The sequence below is a fragment of the Streptomyces sp. NPDC001373 genome (genome assembly GCF_042895815.1).
Taxonomy (GTDB): Bacteria; Actinomycetota; Actinomycetes; order Streptomycetales; family Streptomycetaceae; genus Streptomyces.
Window position 1 is genome coordinate 23,449 of sequence record NZ_JBIAWQ010000001.1, and the last position, 21,848, is coordinate 45,296.

At 75.3% G+C, this 21,848-nt stretch carries 16 protein-coding genes; 5 read left to right on the top strand and 11 right to left on the bottom strand.

Annotated features, from left to right (window positions below):
- The first annotated feature begins 605 nt into the window (after positions 1–605).
- A complete protein-coding gene (locus ACFY15_RS00100) occupies positions 606–3,707 on the top strand; it encodes an SCO5717 family growth-regulating ATPase (RefSeq protein ID WP_390824747.1) in 3,102 nt (1,033 codons plus the stop codon).
- Between the two features lie 58 nt (positions 3,708–3,765).
- Here the strand turns inward: ACFY15_RS00100 and ACFY15_RS00105 are convergent, their stop codons facing one another.
- The 9 genes from ACFY15_RS00105 to rimP all read right to left on the bottom strand — a co-directional run bounded on the left by ACFY15_RS00105 (position 3,766) and on the right by rimP (position 16,169).
- Positions 3,766–4,725, bottom strand: a complete 960-nt coding sequence (locus ACFY15_RS00105) for a bifunctional riboflavin kinase/FAD synthetase (protein WP_390824748.1) — start codon at positions 4,723–4,725, stop codon at positions 3,766–3,768.
- Positions 4,726–4,851: 126 nt separating this feature from the next.
- Positions 4,852–8,781, bottom strand: coding sequence for a hypothetical protein (locus ACFY15_RS00110; protein WP_390824749.1), 3,930 nt, complete (start codon positions 8,779–8,781; stop codon positions 4,852–4,854).
- 322 nt (positions 8,782–9,103) lie between these two features.
- On the bottom strand, positions 9,104–10,012 hold the full coding sequence (gene truB, locus ACFY15_RS00115; protein ID WP_390689012.1) for a tRNA pseudouridine(55) synthase TruB: 909 nt from the start codon (positions 10,010–10,012) through the stop codon (positions 9,104–9,106).
- Positions 10,009–10,467 (bottom strand): 30S ribosome-binding factor RbfA, encoded by a 459-nt coding sequence (gene rbfA / locus ACFY15_RS00120; RefSeq protein WP_390689011.1) that lies wholly within the window; start codon positions 10,465–10,467, stop codon positions 10,009–10,011. The genes truB and rbfA overlap by 4 nt, the downstream gene beginning before the upstream one ends.
- A 33-nt stretch (positions 10,468–10,500) precedes the next feature.
- Positions 10,501–10,794, bottom strand: coding sequence for a DUF503 domain-containing protein (locus ACFY15_RS00125; protein WP_390689010.1), 294 nt, complete (start codon positions 10,792–10,794; stop codon positions 10,501–10,503).
- Between the two features lie 153 nt (positions 10,795–10,947).
- Entirely contained in the window at positions 10,948–14,016 is a 3,069-nt protein-coding gene (gene infB / locus ACFY15_RS00130; protein WP_390689008.1) for a translation initiation factor IF-2, read from the bottom strand.
- Between the two features lie 148 nt (positions 14,017–14,164).
- Positions 14,165–14,452 carry a YlxR family protein gene (locus tag ACFY15_RS00135; RefSeq protein WP_390689007.1) on the bottom strand — a complete coding sequence of 96 codons (288 nt, stop codon included), beginning with the start codon at positions 14,450–14,452 and terminating at the stop codon, positions 14,165–14,167.
- 212 nt (positions 14,453–14,664) lie between these two features.
- Complete coding sequence (gene nusA / locus ACFY15_RS00140; RefSeq protein ID WP_042809345.1) at positions 14,665–15,669, bottom strand: transcription termination factor NusA; 1,005 nt, start codon at positions 15,667–15,669, stop codon at positions 14,665–14,667.
- Positions 15,670–15,671: 2 nt separating this feature from the next.
- Positions 15,672–16,169 carry a ribosome maturation factor RimP gene (gene rimP, locus ACFY15_RS00145; RefSeq protein WP_042809344.1) on the bottom strand — a complete coding sequence of 166 codons (498 nt, stop codon included), beginning with the start codon at positions 16,167–16,169 and terminating at the stop codon, positions 15,672–15,674.
- Positions 16,170–16,371: 202 nt separating this feature from the next.
- On the opposite strand from rimP, the gene ACFY15_RS00150 reads away from it, so the two are divergent.
- Genes ACFY15_RS00150 through ACFY15_RS00165 form a run of 4 tightly spaced genes read left to right on the top strand, consistent with a single transcriptional unit; the run spans position 16,372 to position 19,440 of the window.
- Positions 16,372–16,902, top strand: a complete 531-nt coding sequence (locus ACFY15_RS00150) for a hypothetical protein (RefSeq protein WP_390689006.1) — start codon at positions 16,372–16,374, stop codon at positions 16,900–16,902.
- Positions 16,899–17,381, top strand: coding sequence for a ferritin-like domain-containing protein (locus ACFY15_RS00155; RefSeq protein WP_390689005.1), 483 nt, complete (start codon positions 16,899–16,901; stop codon positions 17,379–17,381). Before ACFY15_RS00150 ends, ACFY15_RS00155 begins: the two co-directional genes overlap by 4 nt.
- A gap of 16 nt (positions 17,382–17,397) precedes the next feature.
- The gene (locus ACFY15_RS00160) at positions 17,398–18,300 is read left to right on the top strand and encodes an aminoglycoside phosphotransferase family protein (RefSeq protein WP_390689004.1); all 903 of its coding nucleotides are present in this window, start codon (positions 17,398–17,400) and stop codon (positions 18,298–18,300) included.
- Between the two features lie 42 nt (positions 18,301–18,342).
- Positions 18,343–19,440: an SPFH domain-containing protein gene (locus tag ACFY15_RS00165; RefSeq protein ID WP_390689003.1), complete on the top strand. Its 1,098-nt coding sequence runs from the start codon at positions 18,343–18,345 to the stop codon at positions 19,438–19,440.
- Positions 19,441–19,510: 70 nt separating this feature from the next.
- Here the strand turns inward: ACFY15_RS00165 and ACFY15_RS00170 are convergent, their stop codons facing one another.
- A complete protein-coding gene (locus ACFY15_RS00170; protein ID WP_390689002.1) occupies positions 19,511–21,208 on the bottom strand; it encodes a proline--tRNA ligase in 1,698 nt (565 codons plus the stop codon).
- A gap of 59 nt (positions 21,209–21,267) precedes the next feature.
- Positions 21,268–21,840, bottom strand: coding sequence for a GNAT family N-acetyltransferase (locus ACFY15_RS00175; protein WP_390689001.1), 573 nt, complete (start codon positions 21,838–21,840; stop codon positions 21,268–21,270).
- Positions 21,841–21,848: the final 8 nt, after the last annotated feature.

A 21,848-nucleotide genomic window follows, 5' to 3' on the forward strand; every position in this document is an offset into this window, starting at 1 on the left:
GCCCCTCTGGGCGCGGCCACCCGACAATAGGCCGGGGTGAACCGGTTCGCCCCGGACCACCCCGTGCTCGCCCGGAGCGGCGGGCCGGGCCGGTGAGGCCGGATCGACGCCGGTGGGGCGGACGGGCCCGCCTGCCGGAGTGGGCGACCGGGAAGCAGGACGGGATGGGAGGCGTTACGGCCGGGAGGCGTTGCCGCTCGTCCCGCGAGCCGGACCGGGGCCGTCCGGCGGCCGGTTGCCGGGCGCGGCCGGGTCGGGAGGCGGCGGCGGTCGAATGCACGGCAACCAACTGCCGGGTGCGTTCGTCTGGGCAAGGGGAAGGAAGTGGCGCCCTGTTCGGGGCGGTCCCGGCGGACCGTGCCGGTCCGCCCGTGCGGGCGCGGCGCGGACGCGCTGTCAACGCATCGACAGGGGCGGGCGCAGGCGCGGGAATGCAGTGGCCGCCGGGTCGGCGGTGGTGGTTGCCCAGGTCCGGAGGGGCCTGTAGGCAGGACGTACGGGGGCGCGACCTCCGGGGCCTTCGGGCACGGAGCGCGATTAGGCTGAGCTCGGGCGCGGCGTCTCAGGTGGACGCCTGACCGGTGTTCAACAGACCAGGAGGATCAGTGACCGGCGATCGGAACGAGAGGCGCGGCGGGACGTGGGATGTCCCGACGGACGACCAGTCCGACGCGGAGCACGATGTGACGGGCGAGTTCACCATCGACTACACCCCGCCGGCCTGGTACACGCAGAGCCCGCCGCCCGCACCCGACGCGGGAGTGCCGGGGCTGCCCGAGGGCAGCGGCTTCGAACCCCACGACCCGGCGGAGGTGGTCTCGCCGGCGACGATGCGGATCGCTCCGCCGGGGCCGCGCGCCGATGCCGCCGGTGCCGGAGCGTCGGCCGGGTCGCACCCGGGGGGCGAGCCGGACGTCGCCGCCGCTCCGACGGCGCCCCCGGCACCCGTGCAGCCCGACGCCGCCGCGCCGTTCGCCGTGCCCACGGTGCCGCCGCTGTCCGTGTCGGCCGATGACGTGTTCCCGGCTGCCGCGCCCGGCGGGCCGTTCACGCTCCCCCAGCCGCCCGGGGCTTCCGCGCCGCTCGCCGCACCCGCCCCGCAGTCGGGTGCGGCCGGGGGCCCGTTCCCGGGGGCGGCGCCTGACGGTGAGCCCGTACCGGCCGCCCCCGCCTTCCCTGCCCCCCAGCCGCCCGCGGCCCCGGCGGTACCCGCGCAGGCAGGCGCCCAGGCCCCGATCGGCGACGGTGCACCGGGGAACCCCGCCGCGCCCGTCGATGCCGCCCCGGCCTTGCCCGTCCCACCGCCGCCCGCGGCCCCGGCTGCGCCCGCACCGGCGGGCGCCCAGACCCCGTCCGGCTTCGGCGGGGCGGATTTGCCCGCCGCGCGCGTCGACGCCGTCCCGGCCGCCCAGCCGCCGGCGGCGCCGGTCCAGGAGGACGCTGCATCGCTCGCCGAGGCTCCGGTGCCGCCCGCGGCACCGGCCGCCCCGGGCCTGCCCTCCGTCGGCGTCCCGTTCCCGGGGGCGGCGCCGACCGAAGCCTCCGCAGCGGGCGTCGTGCCCGTTGGCGCGCCCGCGCAGGCCGACGTGGCCGGGGGTGTCCCGGGTGCCTTCCCGGCGCCGTCCGACCCGCCCGCACCGCCCGCGCAGGCCGCACCGCCCGCGCAGGCCGATGCTCCCGGGGCCCCGGTGGGCTTCGGCACCCCGGCCACCTTCGGCGCGCCGGCCGACGCCTCGGCCGCCACCCCGCCGTCGGCCTACGCCGCCTCGCCCGTCCAGGGTGGCGGGGCGGCCTTCCCCGCGCCGCCCGGCGCCCCGGGGACCCCCGCGGTGTTCGGGGCACCGGCTGACGCCCCGGGGCAGGGACCGGACCCGGCCCGGGCGGCCGTGGAGCCGACGCCCGTCAGCGGGCCAGGAGGCGCGTCGGCCGACGCCCAGGGCCACGGCGGACCGGTCCCGGAAGCCGTCCAGGCACCTGCCGTGCCCGCGCCGGTGGCGGACGCGGCGGCCCGGGCCGAGCGGACGGCCACGCCGTCGGAGGGCGTCGCGGTTCCGCCCGCGCCCGCCGCCCCGGGGCCGTACGCCCCCGCGGATACTCCCTTCGGGGGATCCGGTGGTGAACTGCCGCCGCTTCCGCCCGCGTTCGCCGCCGGCCCGCCCCAGGGCCACGGGTTCCCTCCCTCTGCCGCAGACCAGCCCCCGGCACCGCAGCCCGCCGCCCCGCAGCAGCCCCAGGCACCCGGAACCCCGCAGGGCTACGGGTTCCCGCCCGCCGGGGCCGAGCAGCCGCAGGCTCCCCAGGGCTACGGGTTCCCGCCCGCCGGGGCCGAGCAGCCCCCGGCACCGCAGGGCTACGGCTTCCCGCCCGCCGGTACGGAACAGCCGCCGGCACCGCAGCCCGTCGTTCCGCAGCAGCCCCAGGCGCCCGGAATCCCGCAGGGGTACGGCTTCCCGCCCGCGGCCCCCGAGCAGCCACAGGCCCAGGCCCCCCAGGCCTACGGCGTCCCTCAGCCGGGGCAGGCCCAGCAGTGGGGCGCCGGGGCTCCGCAGGGGCAGGGGCCGTACCAGCAGCAGCCGCCCGGGCAGGGGCCCGGTGCGCCGCTCGGGTACACCGCCGCCGTCGAGCTGTCCTCCGACCGCCTGATCCGCGCCAAGCAGAAGCCCAAGCCCACCCGCTCCGGCTTCCGCTTCGGCGGCAAGGCGGCCGAGGCCGACCGCCGGCGCAAGCTGGAGCTCATCCGGACGCCTGTGCTGTCCTGCTACCGCATCGCCGTGATCAGCCTCAAGGGCGGCGTCGGCAAGACCACGACGACCACCGCCCTCGGCGCCACCCTCGCCACCGAGCGTCAGGACAAGATCCTCGCGATCGACGCGAACCCCGACGCCGGCACCCTCGGCCGCCGCGTCCGCCGCGAGACGGGCGCGACGATCCGGGACCTGGTCCAGGCGATCCCGTACCTGCACTCGTACATGGACATCCGGCGGTTCACCTCGCAGGCCCCGTCCGGCCTGGAGATCATCGCCAACGACGTGGACCCCGCGGTCTCGACGACCTTCAACGACGAGGACTACCGCCGCGTCATCGAGACGCTCGGCCGCCAGTACCCGATCATCCTCACCGACTCGGGCACCGGGCTCCTCTACTCCGCCATGCGCGGGGTCCTGGACCTGGCGGACCAGCTGATCATCATCTCCACCCCGTCCGTGGACGGCGCGAGCAGTGCGAGCACCACGCTCGACTGGCTCTCCGCCCACGGTTACGCGGACCTCGTCTCGCGCTCCATCACCGTCATCTCGGGGGTCCGCGAGACCGCCAAGATGATCAAGGTCGAGGACATCGTGCAGCACTTCGAGACCCGCTGCCGGGGCGTCGTCGTGGTGCCGTTCGACGAGCACCTCGCGGCCGGGGCCGAGGTGGACCTCGACCTGATGCGGCCCAGGACCCGGGAGGCGTACTTCAACCTCTCCGCCCTGGTCGCGGAGGACTTCGTCCGGGCACAGCAGCAGGCCGCGCAGGGTCAGTGGGGCGGCCCCCAGCAGGCTCCGCAGCCCCAGCAGCACGCCCAGCCCCAGCAGCCCCAGGGTCCCTACCAGCAGCCGTACGGGCAGCAGCCCTACGCGCAGTCCGGCCAGGCCTGGCAGCAGCCCCCGGCTCCCGCCCCGGCGCCGCAGCCCGGCCCGCCCCCGCGCGATCCGCGCCTCGGCTGAGAACGCCGGAGGGCCCGTACCGTCCCGGGACGGTACGGGCCCTCCGGCCTGTCGGGGTCTAGCGGCGCGCGGCGTCGAAGGCGTCGGTCAGCGCCCGGGCCCGCTTCACGTCGTCGGCGATGGCCTCCAGCAGCCCGTCGAGCGACTCGAACTTCGCCATCCCGCGCACGTAGGCGAGGAATTCGACCGACACCTGCTTGCCGTACAGGTCCAGCCCGACGCGGTCGATGGCGTACGCCTCCACGGTCCGCTCGGTGGCGTCGAACTGCACGTTCGTCCCGACCGAGATCGCCGCCGGCATCCGCTCGCCGTCCGCCGTCAGCCACCCCGCGTACACCCCGTCGGCCGGGATCGCGGTGTGGGGCGCCGTCTCGACGTTGGCCGTCGGGTAGCCGAGCTCGCGCCCGCGCTGCGCACCGCGCACCACGACGCCCTCGATCCGGTGCGGGCGGCCCAGGATCTCGGCGGCGCCCTCCATGTCCCCCTCGGCGACCAGCGTGCGCGCCAGGGTGGAGGAGAACGGCACACCGCCGCTCGCCTCGCCGCGCTCGACCAGATCCACGACCTCGACCTCGTAGTCGTACGTGGAGCCCAGCTCGCGCAGGAAGTCGACGTTGCCGGCGGCCCGATGGCCGAAGCGGAAGTTCGGCCCCTCGATGACGGCGCGCGCGTGCAGCTTGTCGACCAGCACCTTGACGATGAAGTCGGCCGGGGACAGCTGCGAGAACTCCGCAGTGAAGGGCAGGATCAGCAGCGCGTCGACGCCGAGGCCGGCCATCAGTTCGGCGCGGCGGTCGAACGGGGCCAGGATCGGCGGGTGGCTGCCGGGCCGCACGACCTCGCTCGGGTGGGGGCTGAAGGTGACGACGACCGAGGGCACGCCCAGCGCGCGGGCCTTCGCCACGGCCCGTCCGATGATCAGCTGGTGTCCCCGGTGGACCCCGTCGTAGGAGCCGATGGTGACGACGCTGCGTCCCCAGTCCTGGGGGATGTCCTCCAAGCCACGCCAGCGCTGCACTGTGACCGCTCCTCGCCCGAACCCGTGTAGTGCCTGTACCGAATTGCCGATTGCAGGTCTAAGACTGCCATGCCGGTGCCCCGGTCCCCGCATCGGTGTCCGGGAGCGCGACCGCCCCGCCCCGGCTCAGGTGACGTCCGGGGCGGAGCGGCTGAGGGTCTCCACCGTCCGGCGGGCACCCGGCCCGAGCAGCGCCGACGCCTCCGCCCCGGCCTCGGCGAGCCAGCGGGCCACCAGCGCCCCGAAGACGGGGTCGGCCCGCACCAGCTCCACCGTGCGCTGCTCGAACACCGCGGGGCCGCCCGGGGTCCGCAGCAGCTGGCGGCCCGTGCGCCGGAGCAGCTCGCGGGTACGCTCCTCGGGGCGCGCGCGGGTCGCGGCGGCGAGGGCCGTCAGGAAGGCGCCGAGCACCTCGGGGTCGGCCTCCTCCCGCAGCAGTGCCTCGGCCAGGTCGGCCCGCAGCGCGGAGCCGGGCTCCCCGCCGGGCGCGGCCAGCACGCCGGCCAGGGCGGCCCGCACCCCCCGCGGGGCGGTCCGCAGCAGGCCCAGGACCAGGGGGCGCAGCACGGATGCGGCGGCCGGGCCCTGCTCCAGGCGCCGGTCGACGAACACGGCGGCGTGCGGGGCGTCCTCGGGATGCCGCGCGAGGTGCTCCCGTACGAGCTCGCCGGCGCGGCGGGCCAGCCCCGGGGTGGTCAGCGCGGCGAGGGCGCGCAGCACCTCCCCGTCCGCGCGGGCCCGCAGAGCGTCGAACACCGCGTCGGGATCGGGCAGTACGGGCAGGGCCGCGACCAGCGCGGAGGCGGGCAGCCGGGCGCCGCGCTGGGGGTCGCGGAAGCAGGCGAGGGCGTCGGGGAGGTGGCGGGCCCGCGCCTGCGGGTCGCGCAGCAGCATCCCGAGGGCGCTGCCGTGCAGGGGGACGTCGCCTGGACGGGCGAGGAGCGCCTCCGCGGCGTGGCGCAGCAGCTCCCGGTCGGCGGGGGTGCGGACGTGGGGGGCGGTGGCGAGCCCGTACGCGGCGGCGGCCACGCGCCGGCCGGGCCGGTCGTCGCGGGCCCAGCGGCCGACGGCGCGGGACAGGGCGGAGGGCTCGTCCTCGGCGAGGACGGCGAGCAGTTCGTCGGCGCGCGGGTGCGCGGCGTCGACGAGGGCGTCGGCGAGGTCGTCGGGGGCCAGTCCCCGGTGGGTGTGGAGGAGGGCCTGGGCGGCGGTGGCGACGGTGGCTCCGGGGCGGCCGCGCAGCCGGCGTTCGTCGGTGAACCAGGCGCAGACCAGGGGCAGGACGAGCCGCGGGGCGCGGGCGAGGCGGCGGCCGGCGGCTTCGAGGTAGCGGTGGTCGGAGGGCAGCAGGCGGCGCAGCAGGTCGACCCGGTCGGACTCGGCCAGCCGGAGCCGGTTCCAGAACCAGCCGCCGAACTCCTCCGGGCCGGCCCGGGCCACGTGCTCGGCGAGGGCGTGCAGGACGGGCAGGTACGGGGTGGCGTCCGGGGCGCGCAGCAGGGTTCCGCGCAGCAGCCGGGCGGCCCACCAGACGCGGTCGGGGTGGACCTCCCCCGGCGGGGCCTCGGCGAAGGCGTGTAGGGCGCCGACCAGCCGGGCCAGGGCCTCCCGGCGCTCGGCGTCGGGGAGCCGGCCCAGGGCTTCGAGCACGGGGCCGATGCGGTGCCGGGGCACGGGCGGGCCGGGTGCGGCGGGGCCGGTGTGGACGAGGGAGTCGAGGGCGCCTGGGACGTCGAGGTGGCAGGCCTGGAGCCAGTCGGAGAGCTCCTCGTGCGCGAAGCGGTAGCCGGGGCCGGCGGGGACGAGCAGGCCCTCGGCGAGGACGGCGGAGGCCCAGCCGGTGCGCCAGGGGAACAGCTCCTCGAAGGCGGCCCGGTCGAGCTGTCCCTGCCCCCGGCCCAGGCACCGTCGGGCGGCCTCGTGCACCCGCCCGGCCACCCGGGCGGCCAGCCGCCGCACCCCGGGCCCGTACGCCACGTCGCGCGGGTGTCCGGCGGCCGGACCGCCACCCGCCGCCCCGCCCGAGCCGGGCCGGGCGCCGAACACCCGGTCCGCGCCCGGCCAGCCGCCGGACACCCCGCCCGCACCCGGCCACGCGCCGGAGACCCCACCCGCGCCGACCGGAGCGCCGGACGGCCGGTCCGCACCCGGCCACACGCCGGACACCCCACCCGCACCCGGCCACGCGCCGGAGACCCCACCCACGCCGACCGGAGCGCCGGACGGCCGGTCCGCACCCGGCCACACGCCGGACACCCCACCCACGCCGACCGGAGCCCCGGACACCCCGCCTGCGCCCTGCCACACGCCGGACACCCCGCCCGCGCCGGCCGGGGGGCCGGACGGCCGGTCCGCGGCGGGTCGGGCAGCGCCGTTCCCCGCCCAGGGGGCCGCCCCCGCCCCTGCGGGCGCGTCGCCGGGCGGGCTCCCGCCCGGCCTGCCCTCCGGCGCCCGGGTGTCCGGGGCGGGCTCGGGGCCCGGGGTCCGGCGGCCGGGCGTCCGGCCCCCGGCGGCCGGGACGGGGAACCCGGCTGCGGCGTCCCGGCCCCGGCCGGCGGCCGGGTGGGGGTACGTGGCGATACGCAGGGCCGTGCGGAGGGACAGGAGGTCCAGGTGGGCGGCGAAGACCTCGTCGCGGCCCGGGCGGCCCTCCGTGACCCCGGCGGCGCGGAGGCCCGCGAGCAGGGTCAGGGTGAGGGGGTGGCGTGCGTCGGAATCCCGTACCGCGTCCGCCGGGATGCCCAGACGGGCCCGGGCCGTATCCGCCTCCGCCGGGCTGAGATCCCCGACGGGCAGGGCAGGCGGCAGCCGCTGGGCGGGGCGGCCGGGGGTGTGCAGCAGCTCCGGCGGGTAGAGGGCGCCGGCCCGCTCCCAGTACTCGGGCCGGGCGGCGACCACCAGCCGGGCCCCGGTGCCGCACAGCCACGCGGCGGTGGACGCGGTCCACGGCGCGAGGCGGTGCGCGAGGGCGGGCGGCATCTCCTCGGGGGTGTCCAGCACCACGAGCAGTGCCCGCCCGGCCGCACCCGCCAGCCGGGCCACCCGCTCCGCCGTCTCCTCGGACGTTGCCTCCGCCGTCCCGTCGGCGCCCGCCCGCACCGTGCCCGCGGGCCGGCCCGCGACGACGATGCGGACCGCCTCCGCCAGCGCCCGCGCCACGGCGTCGGCCAGCGAGGCGTCGTCGGCCCGCAGATCGCCGCCGCGCAGCCAGAGTGTCGGCGCGGGGCGGGGGCCGCGCGCGCGGTCGGCGGCCAGGGCGGCGAGGGCGGTGCTGCGGCCGGTGCCGGGATCGCCGACGAGGCCGAGGACGAGGTCCCGACCGGCGGTGAAGGCGGCCAGCCCGTCGGCGATAGCGGGCCGTGCCACGGGTTCGGCGGCGCCTGCGGCCAGGGAGACGGCCGGGCCCAGGGTGGTCGCGGTCAGCTCCAGCGCGCCCGCCAGGTTCAACTCGGCCCCGAATCCCGGGACGGTGGCGCCGTTGCGCTCCAGCAGGGCCGCGAGGGGGCCGCCCGGTACGGTGGCGGCAGCCGCGCGCAGGGGGACGGCGAAGCTTCCGGAGCGCCGCCGCGCCGTGAGGGTGGTGCCCACGACCGCGAGCACCGCTCCGGTCGCCGCGTCGAGGACGGGTCCCCCGCAGGCCTCGCCGCCCAGCCGCAGGGCGTCCCGGCCGTCCGTGCCGATCGCCAGCTCGACGGTGGCGGGCAGCAGCAGCCGGCGGCCGGCCGCGGTGTAGGCGACCTCCGCGCCCGCCCCGAGCACCCGCGCCTGGCGCCAGCCGCGCGCGGGGACGCGTACGTACGTTCCCGGGGGAATGGTCCCGCGCGCGGCCACCGGCAGCGGCCGCATCCCGAGCCCGTCGCTCGGCACCAGTGCCAGCCCGAGCTCCGGCAGGGCGGTCACCTCGGCGGCCTCGGCCCGCCAGGTCCGCTCCCCCGGCGCGTGCAGCACGACCCGCTCCAGGCCTTCCACGGCCTCGTGGCTGGTCACCACCGTCCCGCGGTCGTCGGCCACGAAGCCGCTGCCGCGGGTCCGGCCAGCCGGATCGCGGATCGTCACGAGTCCCGCGGGTTCGGCGGCTCCCCAGGGAACCGCGCCGGCGCTCCCCGCACCGCCTGTGACCTCGTCCGACAACGCCGCACCACTCCCCCGCCACGGGACCCGTGGTCATGACGGTAGGCAAGTGAAGATCGGGACGGAAAGCACACGGGCCGAAAGCGCCCCCTCGCGCTCCCTCCGTTCACTCCGAGCGCCCGCTCGGTCGGGTGAACCCGGAGCCCCGGGTGGACAGGTACCTGCCCGAGGGGGTTGTGGAGCGGTGAGCGGCGGTCACGGTGCGCCCACCGCTCCACGTCCGGGACGCGGAGCCCCGGAAGGGGGGTCAGACGAAGACCGCGAGGGACTTCGCCTTGCCGCCCTTGCTCTCGACGAGCCCGAGCAGCTGGCCCTGGGGGCCGTAGACGGCCACGGTCCGGCCGTCCTGGTACTCGTCCGGCATCTCGATCCGCACGCCGTTGGCGAGCAGCGAGGCCCGCCGGGCGTCCAGGTCCCAGCGCGCGAACGCGGCCGCGGCCGCCTCGCCGATCGGCATCACGGTCAGCTCCTCCTGGAGCTGGTCCAGCGTGCGCGCCTTGTCGAGCTTGTACGGCCCCACCCGCGTGCGCCGCAACGCCGTGAGGTGGCCGCCGACGCCCAGGTCGGCGCCCAGGTCGCGGGCGAGGGCGCGGATGTACGTACCGCTGGAGCAGACGACGGAGACGACCAGGTCGACGACCTTGGTGCCGTCCTCGGCCTCCGCCTCGCGCATGTCGTACACCTGGAACGACGAGATGGTCACCGGGCGGGCCGGGATCTCGAAGTCCTCGCCGTCGCGGGCGCGCTTGTAGGAGCGCACGCCCTTGATCTTGATGGCGCTGACCTTGGACGGGACCTGCATGATGTCGCCGGTCAGCTTGGCGATCCCCGCGTCCACGGCCTCGCGGGTGACCCCGGAGGCGTCGGTGGACTCCGTGATCTCGCCCTCGGCGTCGTCCGTCAGGGTGTACTGCCCGAGGCGGATCGTCCCGAGGTACTCCTTCTCGGTCAGCGCGAGGTGGCCGAGGAGCTTGGTGGCCTTCTCGACGCCAAGGACGAGCACGCCCGTCGCCATGGGGTCGAGGGTGCCGGCGTGGCCGACGCGGCGGGTCTTGGCGATCCCGCGCATCTTGGCGACCACGTCGTGCGAAGTGAAGCCGGACGGCTTGTCGACGATGACGAGGCCGTCCGGAGTCTTCCCTGCGTCGGTGCTCATTCCGCGGCTGCGTCCTCGGAGTCGTCGGAGTCCTCATCGGGCTTCTTGTACGGGTCGGCCTCACCGGCGTACTGCGCGCCGGAGGAGACCTCGCGCACGTGGGCGTCGGAGGCGCGCGCCTTGTCGAGGAGGTCCTCGATGGTCCTGGCGTTCTCCGGGAGGGCGTCCGCCACGAAGGTCAGGGTGGGCGTGAACTTGGTCCCCGCCGCCCGGCCGACCGCGGAGCGCAGTACGCCCTTGGCGCTCTCCAGGCCCGCTGCCGCGCTGGCCCGGTCCTCGTCGTCGCCGTAGACCGTGTAGAAGACCGTGGCCTCCCGCAGGTCGCCGGTGACCCGGGTGTCCGTGATGGTCACGTGCGTACCGAGGCGGGGGTCCTTGACTCCACGCTGCAGCTTCTGCGCCACCACCTCCCGGATCAGGTCCGCCAGCTTCTTCGCCCGCGCATTGTCGGCCACTGGTCCGTCTCCTTCTTCCTTGCAGACAAGCAATCAGTCTTCATCACCGTGGAACCGCCGCCTCACAGACAGCAGCTCCACCTCCGGACGCGCCGCGACCAGCCGCTCACAGCGGTCGAGTACGTCCGACACGAACCCCGCGTCCCCGCTCACCAGGGCGATCCCCAGGCGCGCCCTGCGATGCAGGTCCTGGTCGCCCACCTCGGCCGCGCTCACGGAGAACTTGCGCTGGAGCTCGGCAACGATGGGCCGGACGACGGAGCGTTTCTCCTTCAACGAATGGACGTCGCCGAGGAGCAGATCGAAGGACAGAGTCCCCACGTACATGCAGTTCCGGATATCCCGCCGGTGCGGGTTCGGTGGCCTGCCGGCCATCGCTCGGCAGGGTCACCTGAACCGTACACGCAACGGCCGGGGCCGATCGACGGATATTCCGCCGACCGGCCCCGGTGTTACGACACGGTACGAACCGCCTCGCGCTTACGCGCGGGGCTTCTCGCGCATCTCGTACGTCGCGATGACGTCGTCGATCTTGATGTCGTTGAAGGAGCCGAGGTTGATACCGCCCTCGAAGCCTTCGCGGATCTCGGTGACGTCGTCCTTGAAGCGGCGCAGACCGGAGATGGTGAGGTTCTCGGCGATGACCTTGCCATCGCGCAGGAGCCGCGCCTTGGTGTTGCGCTTGACCTCGCCCGAGCGGACCAGGACACCGGCGATGTTGCCCAGCTTGGACGAGCGGAAGATCTCGCGGATCTCCGCCGTGCCGAGCTCGACCTCTTCGTACTCCGGCTTGAGGAGACCCTTGAGGGCCGCCTCGATCTCCTCGATGGCCTGGTAGATCACCGAGTAGTACCGGACGTCGACGCCCTCGCGGTCCGCCATCTGCCCGGCACGGCCGACAGCGCGGACGTTGTAGCCGATGACGATGGCGTCGGAGCCCATCGCCAGCGAGATGTCGGACTCGGTGACCGCACCCACGCCGCGGTGCAGGACGCGGATGTCGACCTCCTCGCCGACGTCGAGCTGGAGCAGCGAGGACTCCAGGGCCTCGACCGCACCGGACGAGTCGCCCTTGATGATGAGGTTGAGTTCCTGGACCAGACCGGCCTTGAGCACGGAGTCGAGGTCCTCGAGGGACACGCGACGGACGCGCTTGGCGAAGTTGGCGTTGCGCTCGCGCGCAGCACGCTTCTCGGCGATCTGGCGGGCGGTGCGGTCCTCGTCGACGACGAGGAAGTTGTCGCCGGCGCCGGGGACGTTGGTGAGACCCAGGACCAGGACGGGGGTCGACGGACCCGCTTCCTCGATGTTGTTGCCCTTGTCGTCGAGCATGGCGCGCACACGGCCGTAGGCGTCGCCCACGACCATCGTGTCGCCGACGCGGAGGGTACCGCGCTGGACGAGGACGGTGGCGACGGCACCGCGGCCACGGTCGAGGTGGGACTCGATCGCAATACCCTGAGCGTCCTGCTCCGGGTTGGCCCGCAGGTCAAGCGAGGCGTCGGCGGTGAGGACGACGGCCTCGAGCAGGGAGTCGATGTGCAGACCCTGCTTGGCGGAGATGTCGACGAACATCGTGTCGCCGCCGTACTCCTCGGCGACCAGACCGAACTCGGTGAGCTGACCGCGCACCTTGACCGGGTCGGCACCCTCGACGTCGATCTTGTTGACCGCGACGACGATCGGGACGCCGGCGGCCTTGGCGTGGTTCAGCGCCTCGATCGTCTGCGGCATGACGCCGTCGTTGGCCGCGACCACGAGGATCGCGATGTCGGTCGACTTCGCACCACGGGCACGCATGGCGGTGAACGCCTCGTGACCCGGGGTGTCGATGAAGGTGATCTTGCGGTCTTCACCGTTGACCTCGGTGCCCACCTGGTAGGCGCCGATGCCCTGGGTGATGCCGCCGGCCTCGCCCGCGACGACGTTCGTCTTGCGGATGGCGTCGAGGAGGCGGGTCTTACCGTGGTCGACGTGACCCATGACGGTGACGACCGGCGGACGCGGCATGAGGAACTCCTCGCCGCCCTCGTCCTCGCCGAACTCGATGTCGAAGCCCTCGAGCAGCTCGCGGTCCTCCTCCTCCGGGCTGACGATCTGAACGGTGTAGTTCATCTCGTCGGCGAGGAGCTGGAGGGTCTCGTCGGAGACGGACTGCGTGGCAGTGACCATCTCGCCGAGGTTCATCATGACCGCGACCAGCGACGCCGGGTTGGCGTTGATCTTCTCCGCGAAGTCGGTGAGGGACGCACCGCGCGACAGGCGAACGGTCTCGCCGTTGCCGCGGGGCAGCATCACGCCGCCCACGGACGGGGCCTGCATGGCCTCGTACTCCTGGCGCCTCTGACGCTTCGACTTGCGACCGCGACGGGCGGGCCCGCCGGGACGGCCGAACGCACCCTGCGTGCCACCACGGGCACCCGGGCCGCCGGGACGGCCACCGAAGCCGGGACGGCCGCCGCCACCGGCGCCGGCCGGGCCGCCGCCGAAGCCGCCGCCACCCGGACGCGGGCCGCCGAAGCCGCCACCGGCCGGACGCGAGCCCGGACCGGCCGGACGGCCGGCGAAGCCGCCGCCGGGACGACCGGGACCGCCGGGACGGCCTGCGCCGCCCGGACCGGGACGGGGACCGCCGCCGGGACGGGGGCCGGGACCGCCGGCAGCGGGACGCTGCGGCATCATGCCGGGGTTCGGACGGTTGCCGCCCGGGGCCGGACGCGGAGCGCCGCCCTGCGGACGGGGCATGCCGCCCGGGGTCGGACGGGCGCCGCCGGGACCCTGCGGACGCGGGGCGCCGCCGGGGCCGGCCTGCGGACGCGGGGCACCCTGGCCGCCGGCGCCGGGGGCACCGGGACGCGGGGCACCGGCCGGACGGGGCGCCTGCGGGCGCGCCATGCCGGTGGAGCCGCCGGACGTGAACGGGTTGTTGCCCGGACGGGGACCGGCCGGACGGGCGCCCTGCGGACGCGGGGCCGGAGCACCGGGACGCGGAGCCTGGCCACCGGGGGTGGCACCGGCCGGACGCGGGGCGCCGGGACGCGCGCCGGGCTGGCCCGGCGCGGCCGGACGCTGCTGCGCCGGACGGGGGCCGGGGGTGGCGCCGGACGGACGCGCGGGGGCGGCCGGGGGCGCGGAGAACTCGGTCGCCACGGGAGCCGCCGGAGCGGGCTTCGGGGCGGCCGGAGCCTTGGGGCCGGGACGCGGGCCGGGAGCGGCCGGAGTCACCGGGGCGGGGGCCGCCGGGGCCTCGGCAGCGGCCGGCTTGGGGGCCGGTGCGCCGGGCTTCGGGGCAGGACGTGCCGCGGTCGCCGGGGAGGGCGCCGCGGGCTTGGCGGGCGCGGCCTTGCGGGGCGCGCCGGGCTTCGCAGCGGACTTGCCGGCGTTGCCGCCGGGCCCCTGCAGTGCGTCAGTCAACTTGCGTACAACCGGCGCCTCGATCGTCGAGGACGCCGAACGGACGAATTCACCGAGTTCTTGGAGCTTGGCCATGACGACCTTGCTCTCAACCCCGAACTCCTTGGCGAGTTCGTATACCCGGACCTTAGCCACTTCGCTCCTTTTAGGTCCGGGTTACGCCGGACCGTCGCTACTTCATGGGCGTACTCATCGCGTACTCATCGAGTGCTCATCGCAATCTCGACCTACTTCCAACTCGCGAGGTACCTGACCGCACGGGGTGTCCGTGCCGTACTTCTTCTTACGGTGTCGCCACGGCCTGGACGGCCAGGGCATTGCGCAGGCCCTCCGTGTCGAGCGGTCCTGCGGACCGGAGGGCCCGGGGGAACGCTCTGCGGCGGACCGCCTGGTCGAGGCAGACCACGGCGGGGTGCACGTACGCACCCCGGCCGGGCAGCGTACCGCGAGGATCCGGGACGCATACGTCCCCGATCGCCACGATGCGCAGCAGATCGTTCTTGGCCGCTCGCTCCCGGCACCCCACACAGGTGCGTTCGGGGCATGCGCGGGCTTGCGTCCGGCCAGACACGCCTCAGTCTACCTCCCCGTACCGACCTCACCCCTTCAGGTGAAAAATCGAACGGATGTCGTTGTGATCCACGAAGGGTCCTCCGGGCGGAGAACCCCCTGTCTACCGGCCGGAAACCACCGACCGGTAGTGATTTATTCCCGCCGGGGCCACTGTTTCCGGTCGACCCCGGTCAGTCCCGGCCGTTCCCGGCCAGGCCTGGCCGCTCCCGGTCAGTCCCGGTCGGCGTCCGCGTCGGGCGCCTGCTCGGTGTCCGGGCGGATGTCGATGCGCCAGCCGGTGAGCCGCGCGGCGAGGCGGGCGTTCTGGCCCTCCTTGCCGATGGCCAGCGAGAGCTGGTAGTCGGGGACGGTCACCCGCGCGGAGCGCGAGTCCCAGTCCACGACCTCGACCTTGCTCACCCGGGCGGGGGACAGGGCGTTCGCGACCATCTCCGCCGGGTCGTCCGACCAGTCGACGATGTCGATCTTCTCGCCGTGCAGCTCGGCCATCACGTTGCGCACGCGGCTGCCCATCGGGCCGATGCAGGCGCCCTTCGGGTTCAGGCCCGAACGGGTGGACCGGACCGCGATCTTGGTGCGGTGGCCCGCCTCGCGGGCGATCGCGGAGATCTCGACGCTGCCGTCGGCGATCTCCGGGACCTCCAGGGCGAAGAGCTTCTTCACCAGGTTCGGGTGGGTGCGCGACAGGGTCACGGACGGACCGCGGACGCCCTTCGCCACGCGCACGACGTACGCCTTCAGGCGGAGCCCGTGCGGGTACTCCTCACCGGGGACCTGCTCCTGCACCGGCAGGATGGCCTCCAGCTTGCCGATGTCGACCAGGACGTTCTTGGGGTCCTTGCCCTGCTGGACGACGCCGGTGATGACGTCGCCCTCGCGGCCGGCGAACTCGCCGAAGGTCAGGTCGTCCTCGGCGTCGCGCAGACGCTGGAGGATCACCTGCTTGGCGGTCGTCGCCGCGATCCGCCCGAAGTCCGACGGGGTGTCGTCGAACTCCTTGGGCTCCTGGCCCTCTTCGAGGTCCCTCGGGTCCTCCGTCGCCCACACGACCACGTGACCGTTGGTGCGGTCGAGCACGACGCGGGCGCGCCGGAAGCTGCCCTCGGTGCGGTGGTACGCGATGAGGAGGGCCGACTCGATCGCCTCGACGAGCAGGTCGAAGGAGATCTCCTTCTCCCGGACCAGACCCCGCAGGGCACTCATGTCGATGTCCACGGCTACGCCTCCTCTTCCTTCTTGTCCTTGCGGTTGAACTCGATCTCGACACGCGCCTTGGCGATGTCGGTGAACGCGATGCGGCGGGCGGTCGCCTTGCGGCCCTTCACGCCCGGGACCTCCAGGTCCATGCCCTCGTCGTCGACGCCGAGGATGCGGGCGACCAGTTCCCCGTCCTCGACGAGCTGGAACTTCACGAGACGGCCGGTCGCCCGGACGTAGTGACGGTGCTCGCTGAGAGGGCGGTCCGCGCCCGGGGAGCTGACTTCGAGGACGTACTCGTCCTCGCCCATGACGTCGGAAGCGTCGAGCGCGTCGGAGACCTCACGGCTCAGCTCGGCGCACGCGTCCAGCTCCACGCCTTCGTCGGAATCCACGACGATCCTGAGCATCCGGCGCCTGCCCGCCTTGGAAAGCTCGATCTCCTCGAGGTCCAGGCCCTTGGCGGCGACGAGCGGCTCCAGCAGTCCGCGCAGCCTGTCGCTCTGGGTGGTGCTCATCCGGGTGACTCCTCGGCCGCGTGTGCTGTTGTGGTTTTCCGTCGCGTGTCAGGTGAAAGGGTATCCGGTCGCGGAGGGTGTTGCCGTCCGCGCCGCCGGGCGGACCCCCGGGTACGGTGATCACACCTTGTCCCGTCATCACCCCGAGGACGTCACCGTGCCCTGGACCTTGCCTTCGAGGCCCTCGCCCTCACGCAGGAGCGTGCTCGCCGGAGCCGCCGCCGCAGCGGCGGGGTCCGCACTGGCCACCGGGTGTTCCGGCGGGGGCGCGCCGTCCGGCGCGGACAGCGCGAGTTCACTCGAACGGCGGATGCGCGAGGGCGCCGTCCGTGACACCAGGCGACTGCTGGAACGTTACGACGCCACCGCGGCCGTCCATCCGGACCTGGCCGGGCGCCTCGCTCCGCTGCGGGAGGCGGTCGCCGCGCACACCGGGGCCCTGGCGCCCTCCGCCCCGGAGTCCGCTCCGACGCCCACCCGGACGCCCTCCCCGTCCACGTCCCCGTCCGCCCCTCCGGCGACCGGCGCGCCGGCGGCCGGGAAGGCGGAGGTCCCGGCGAAGCCCGCCGAGGCACTGAGCGCGCTCGCGGACGCCGAGCGGAGCCTGTCCGAGGCCCGGACCATCGCCCTGGCCGGCGCCCCCGGGGAGCTGGCCCGGCTGCTGGCCTCGGTGGCGGCCTGCGGGGCCGTCCATGCCTACCTGCTGACCTCGAACCCGGGAGCCCCCTCGTGACCACCGGTGCGAAGCCCGCCGTGAAGCCCTCCTCCTCCCCCGGGGGGCGCACCCTGGAGGCCGCCCAGGCGGCGCTGGCCGCCGAGCACGCGGCGACGTACGGGTACGGGGTCGTCGGCGCCCGGATCGACCCCGCCCGGGCGACCGAGGCCCGCGAGGCGTACGGCCACCACCTCTCCCGCCGCGACCGGCTGACCCGGACCGTCCGGGAGCTGGGCGGCGCGCCCCGGCCCGCGGAGGCGGCGTACGCCCTGCCGTTCGAGGTGCGCTCCCCGGACGACGCCGAGCGGCTGGCCGCCGACATCGAGGACCGGGTGGCGGGCGCCTACTCGGACCTCGTCCGGGCGGCGGACGGCCAGTTGCGCCGCGACGCGGCCGACGCGCTGAGCGCGGCCGCCGTCCGCGCGGCGCGGTGGCGCGGCAGCGGCGTAGCCTTCCCTGGGCTCACCGAACGCTCTCAGGGGGCCCGCACCAGCTGAAAGGGACCACGCACGCATGGCTTTCGAACCGCCCCAGCGGCTCGTACGGGCGCTCGGCGAGCTGCCGCGGACCGCTCAGGACACGGAGTGGCTGGAGCGGCTGCCCGAGCTCGCCAAGGAGGCGCTGGAGCGGCGGGACGTCCTGGCCCAGCGGGCGCTGGCACCGGGCGGCCGCAGCAGCCTGGTGATCCTGGTCCGCTACGCCGACGGCACCCCGGCCGCCCTGAAGCTGGCGCCGCCGGTGGCCCGGCCGGAGCTGGAGCTGGCCGCGCTCGCCCACTGGGGCGGTTTCGGGGCGGTCCGGGTCCTGGACTCGCGCCACCACGAGGAGGACGGGGCGCTGCTGCTGGAGCGGCTGCACGCGGAGGTCTCGCTGCGCTCGCTGCCGGAGGCCAAGGCGCTGCTGGAGGCGTGCGGCACGCTGCGGCGGCTGTGGGTGCGCCCGCCGGCCGGGCACCCCTTCGAGACGGTGGCCGAGCGCACGGCCGCGCAGGCCGGGGCCCTGCGGTCGGCGCCCGCGGAGGCGCGGGCCCTGGCCGCAGCGGCCCTGGCGGTGCGGGAGGAACTGACGGCCGGGCCGCCCGAGGAGCTGCTGCTGCACGGGAACTTCCGGCAGGGCAAGGTGCTGGCCGGCGAACGCGCGCCGTGGCTGGCGGTGGGCCCGGAGCCGCTGGTCGGCGAGCGCGCGTACGACCTGGCCCGGCTGGTGCGGGACCGGCTGGAGGACCAGGTGGCCTCCTCGACGGGGGCGGCCGGAGCACGGCGGCGGGTGAACAAGCTCGCCGACTCGCTGGAGGTGGACCGGGAGCGGCTGCGGGGCTGGACACTGTTCCGGGCAGTGGAGGCGGGGGTGCGCGCGCTGGCCGCCGGCCGGCGCCGGGACGCGGAGCTGCTGCTGGAGTTCGCCGCCTGGCTGTAGGGCATACCTTGATAGAAGGGGCATGTCCGGCAGGGGGCCGTGATGGTCGAAGAACTGCTGACAGCGGGGATCGCCGCCGCCGCGGGCGTCGCGATCTACATGGCCGCTGCCGCGCGGGTCGTGAAGCAGTACGAGCGGGGGATCGTCTTCCGCTTCGGCCGGCTGCGGCAGGGCGTGCGCCCGCCGGGGCTGACCATGATCCTCCCGGTGGTGGACCGGCTGCACAAGGTGAACCTGCAGATCGTGACGCTGCCGGTGCCGGCGCAGGAGGGCATCACCCGGGACAACGTCACGGTGCGGGTGGACGCGGTCGTGTACTTCAAGGTGGTCGACCCGGCGAGCGCGCTCATCGCGGTGGAGGACTACCGCTTCGCGGTCTCGCAGATGGCCCAGACCTCGCTGCGGTCGATCATCGGCAAGAGCGACCTGGACGACCTGCTGTCGAACCGCGAGAAGCTGAACCAGGGGCTGGAGCTGATGATCGACAGCCCCGCCATGGGATGGGGCGTGCAGATCGACCGGGTGGAGATCAAGGACGTGTCGCTGCCGGAGACGATGAAGCGGTCGATGGCGCGGCAGGCGGAGGCGGACCGGGAGCGGCGAGCGCGGGTGATCAACGCGGACGCGGAGCTCCAGGCCTCGCACAAGCTGGCCGATGCCGCGGCCGTCATGTCGGATCAGCCGGCGGCGCTCCAGCTGCGGCTGCTCCAGACGGTGATCGCCGTGGCGGCGGAGAAGAACTCCACCCTGGTCCTCCCCTTCCCGGTGGAGCTCCTCCGCTTCCTGGAGCGGGCCGCCCCGACCCCGCCTCAGGACGCCCGCCAGGGCCCTGCGGGGCCCGCCCCGGCGGCGCGGGCCCCGCAGGAGGCCGACGACACCGCCAACGACACCGCCGGTCCGCCACCGCAGGCTGTGCCGGGCCTCACGGGCCCGTCCCCGGGGGACGTCCCCGGCCTCACCGCTCCGGCGGCCGAAGAGGTTCCCGGCCTCGCCGGTCCGTCCCCCGAGGACGCCCCCGGGCTCTCCGCCACGCCCGTGGAAGACCTTCCGGGCCTCACCGGTCCGCCGCCGCGGGAGGCTCCGGCGGCGGACGGTCCGACCGGGTCCGGGCCCACCGCGGAGGAGCCCCCGACGACGTAGGGCGCGTCGCGGGGTTCCCGTCACCGTCGGGAGGGCGGGCTCGCGTCGGCCGGGCCGGGCCCCGGGCCCTCTACGACAGCCGGGCCAGCGCCTCGTCCAGCGGGAGCTCCTCGCGGGTGCCCGTGCGGCGGTCCTGGAGTTCCACCACCCCGTCCCCCGCCCGGCGCCCCGCCACCAGGATCCACGGCACGCCGATCAGCTCCGCGTCGGTGAGCTTGACGCCCGGCGAGACCCCGGCGCGGTCGTCCAGCAGGACCCGCTTCCCGGCTCCGGCCAGGGCCTGCGCGGCCTGCTCGGCCAGCGCCAGCGGAACGGCCTTGCCCGCCGCCACCACGTGGACGTCCGCCGGGGCCACCTCCGCCGGCCAGCACAGCCCGCGCTCGTCGGCCGTCTGCTCGGCGAGCGCGGCCACCGCCCGGGAGACGCCGATCCCGTAGGAGCCCATGGTGACCCGCACCGGCTTGCCCTGCGGGCCCAGCACGTCCAGCCCGAAGGCGTCCGCGTACTTCCGCCCCAGCTGGAAGATGTGCCCGATCTCGATCGCCCGGTCCAGCCGCAGCCCCGCGCCGCAGGAGGGGCAGGGGTCGCCCGGCTCGACGACGACCACGTCCAGGTAGCGGTCGACCTCGAAGTCGCGGCCGCAGACGACGTTCCGGGCGTGGGTGTCGGCCTTGTTCGCACCCGTGACCCACGCCGTGCCCGGCGCCACCCGCGGATCGGCCAGGTAGGGGACCTTGTCCAGCCCCTGCGGGCCCACGTAGCCGCGCACCAGGTCGGGCCGGCCCGCGAAGTCCTCCGCCGTCACGAGCTCCACCACCGCCGGGGCCAGGTGCTCCCCGAGCTTGCCGAGGTCCACCTCCCGGTCCCCGGGCACGCCGACGGCCGTGATCTCGCCGTCCACCTTGACCAGGAGGTTCTTCAGCGTGGCGGCCGCGGGGACGCCCAGGTGCGCGGCGAGGGTCTCGATGGTGGGCGTGTCCGGGGTGGGGATCTCCTCCATCGGCCCGTGGGGGGCGTCCGCGACGGGCCCCGGGACGAAGGTGACCGCCTCGGTGTTCGCCGCGTAGTCGCAGGAGGGGCAGTCCACGAACGTGTCCTCGCCCGCACCGGCCGGTGCCAGGAACTCCTCCGACGCCGAGCCGCCCATCGCTCCCGACACGGCGGACACGATCCGGTGGTCGAGGCCGAGCCGCCGGAAGATGCGCACGTACGCCTCGCGGTGGAGCCGGTAGGACTCCGCCAGCCCCTCGTCCGTCACGTCGAAGGAGTACGAGTCCTTCATCTGGAACTCGCGCCCGCGCAGCACCCCCGAGCGGGGCCGGGCCTCGTCCCGGTACTTGGTCTGGATCTGGTACAGCATCACGGGCAGGTCCTTGTAGGACGTGCACTGGTCCTTCACCACCAGGGTGAAGATCTCCTCGTGGGTGGGGCCGAGCAGGTAGTCCGCGCCCTTGCGGTCCTTGAGGCGGAACAGCAGGTCCCCGTACTCCGTCCAGCGGCCGCTGACCTCGTACGGCTCCTTGGGCAGCAGCGCCGGCAGCAGCACCTCCTGGGCGCCGATCGCGTCCATCTCCTCGCGGACGATGCGCGAGACGCTGTCGAGGACCTTCTTGCCGAGCGGCAGCCAGGTCCAGACCCCGGCGGAGCTGCGCCGGACGTAGCCGGCGCGGACGAGGAGCCGGTGGCTGAGGGTCTCGGCGTCGGCCGGGTCCTCGCGGAGGGTCTTGGCCATGAGGCGGGACATGCGCTGCACGTGTTGCGTTGACATGCGGCGAGGCTATCGGGGCCCGCCCCGCCCCCGACAGCATTTTCGGGACCGGCGGGCGACTAGGTGCGCAGCAGCGGCAGCGGGGCGCCCATGACGGCGTACGGGAGGCTCGCGCTCGGGAAGTGGACCTTGCGGGCCAGGTCCCGGTAGCCGAGGGCGCCGTAGAGGCCGCGGGCCGGGCTGTCGGTGTCGATGGCGGAGAGGATCGAGCGCGGCTCGGCGGCGCTGTCGGTGATCCGGGTGATCAGTGCGCGGCCGACGCCCCGGCCCTGGAAGCCGGGGTGGACGTGCAGCTCGGTGATCACGAAGGAGTCGTCGAGCCAGTACTCGGCGCCGGCGGCCCGCAGGTAGGGCTCGACGATCGTGGACCACCAGTGGGCCCGGTCGTTGGGCATCCCGTACACGAACCCGGCGAGGGCCCCGTCGTCGGTGAAGGCGCCGAGGGCGCGGGCGCCGCGGCAGGTCATGTGGCGCTGGACGATGTAGCGCCGGATGCCGACCTCCTCCTCGCTGAGCCCGAAGGCCACGGCCTGCACGCGCAGGGCATCGTCCACGCGGCCGGCGAGGTCGAGGTGCCCGATGCGCAGTCCAGCGGGCCGTGCGGGGTCGTCGCCCCCGGGAGTAGGCAGCATGCGGCCGA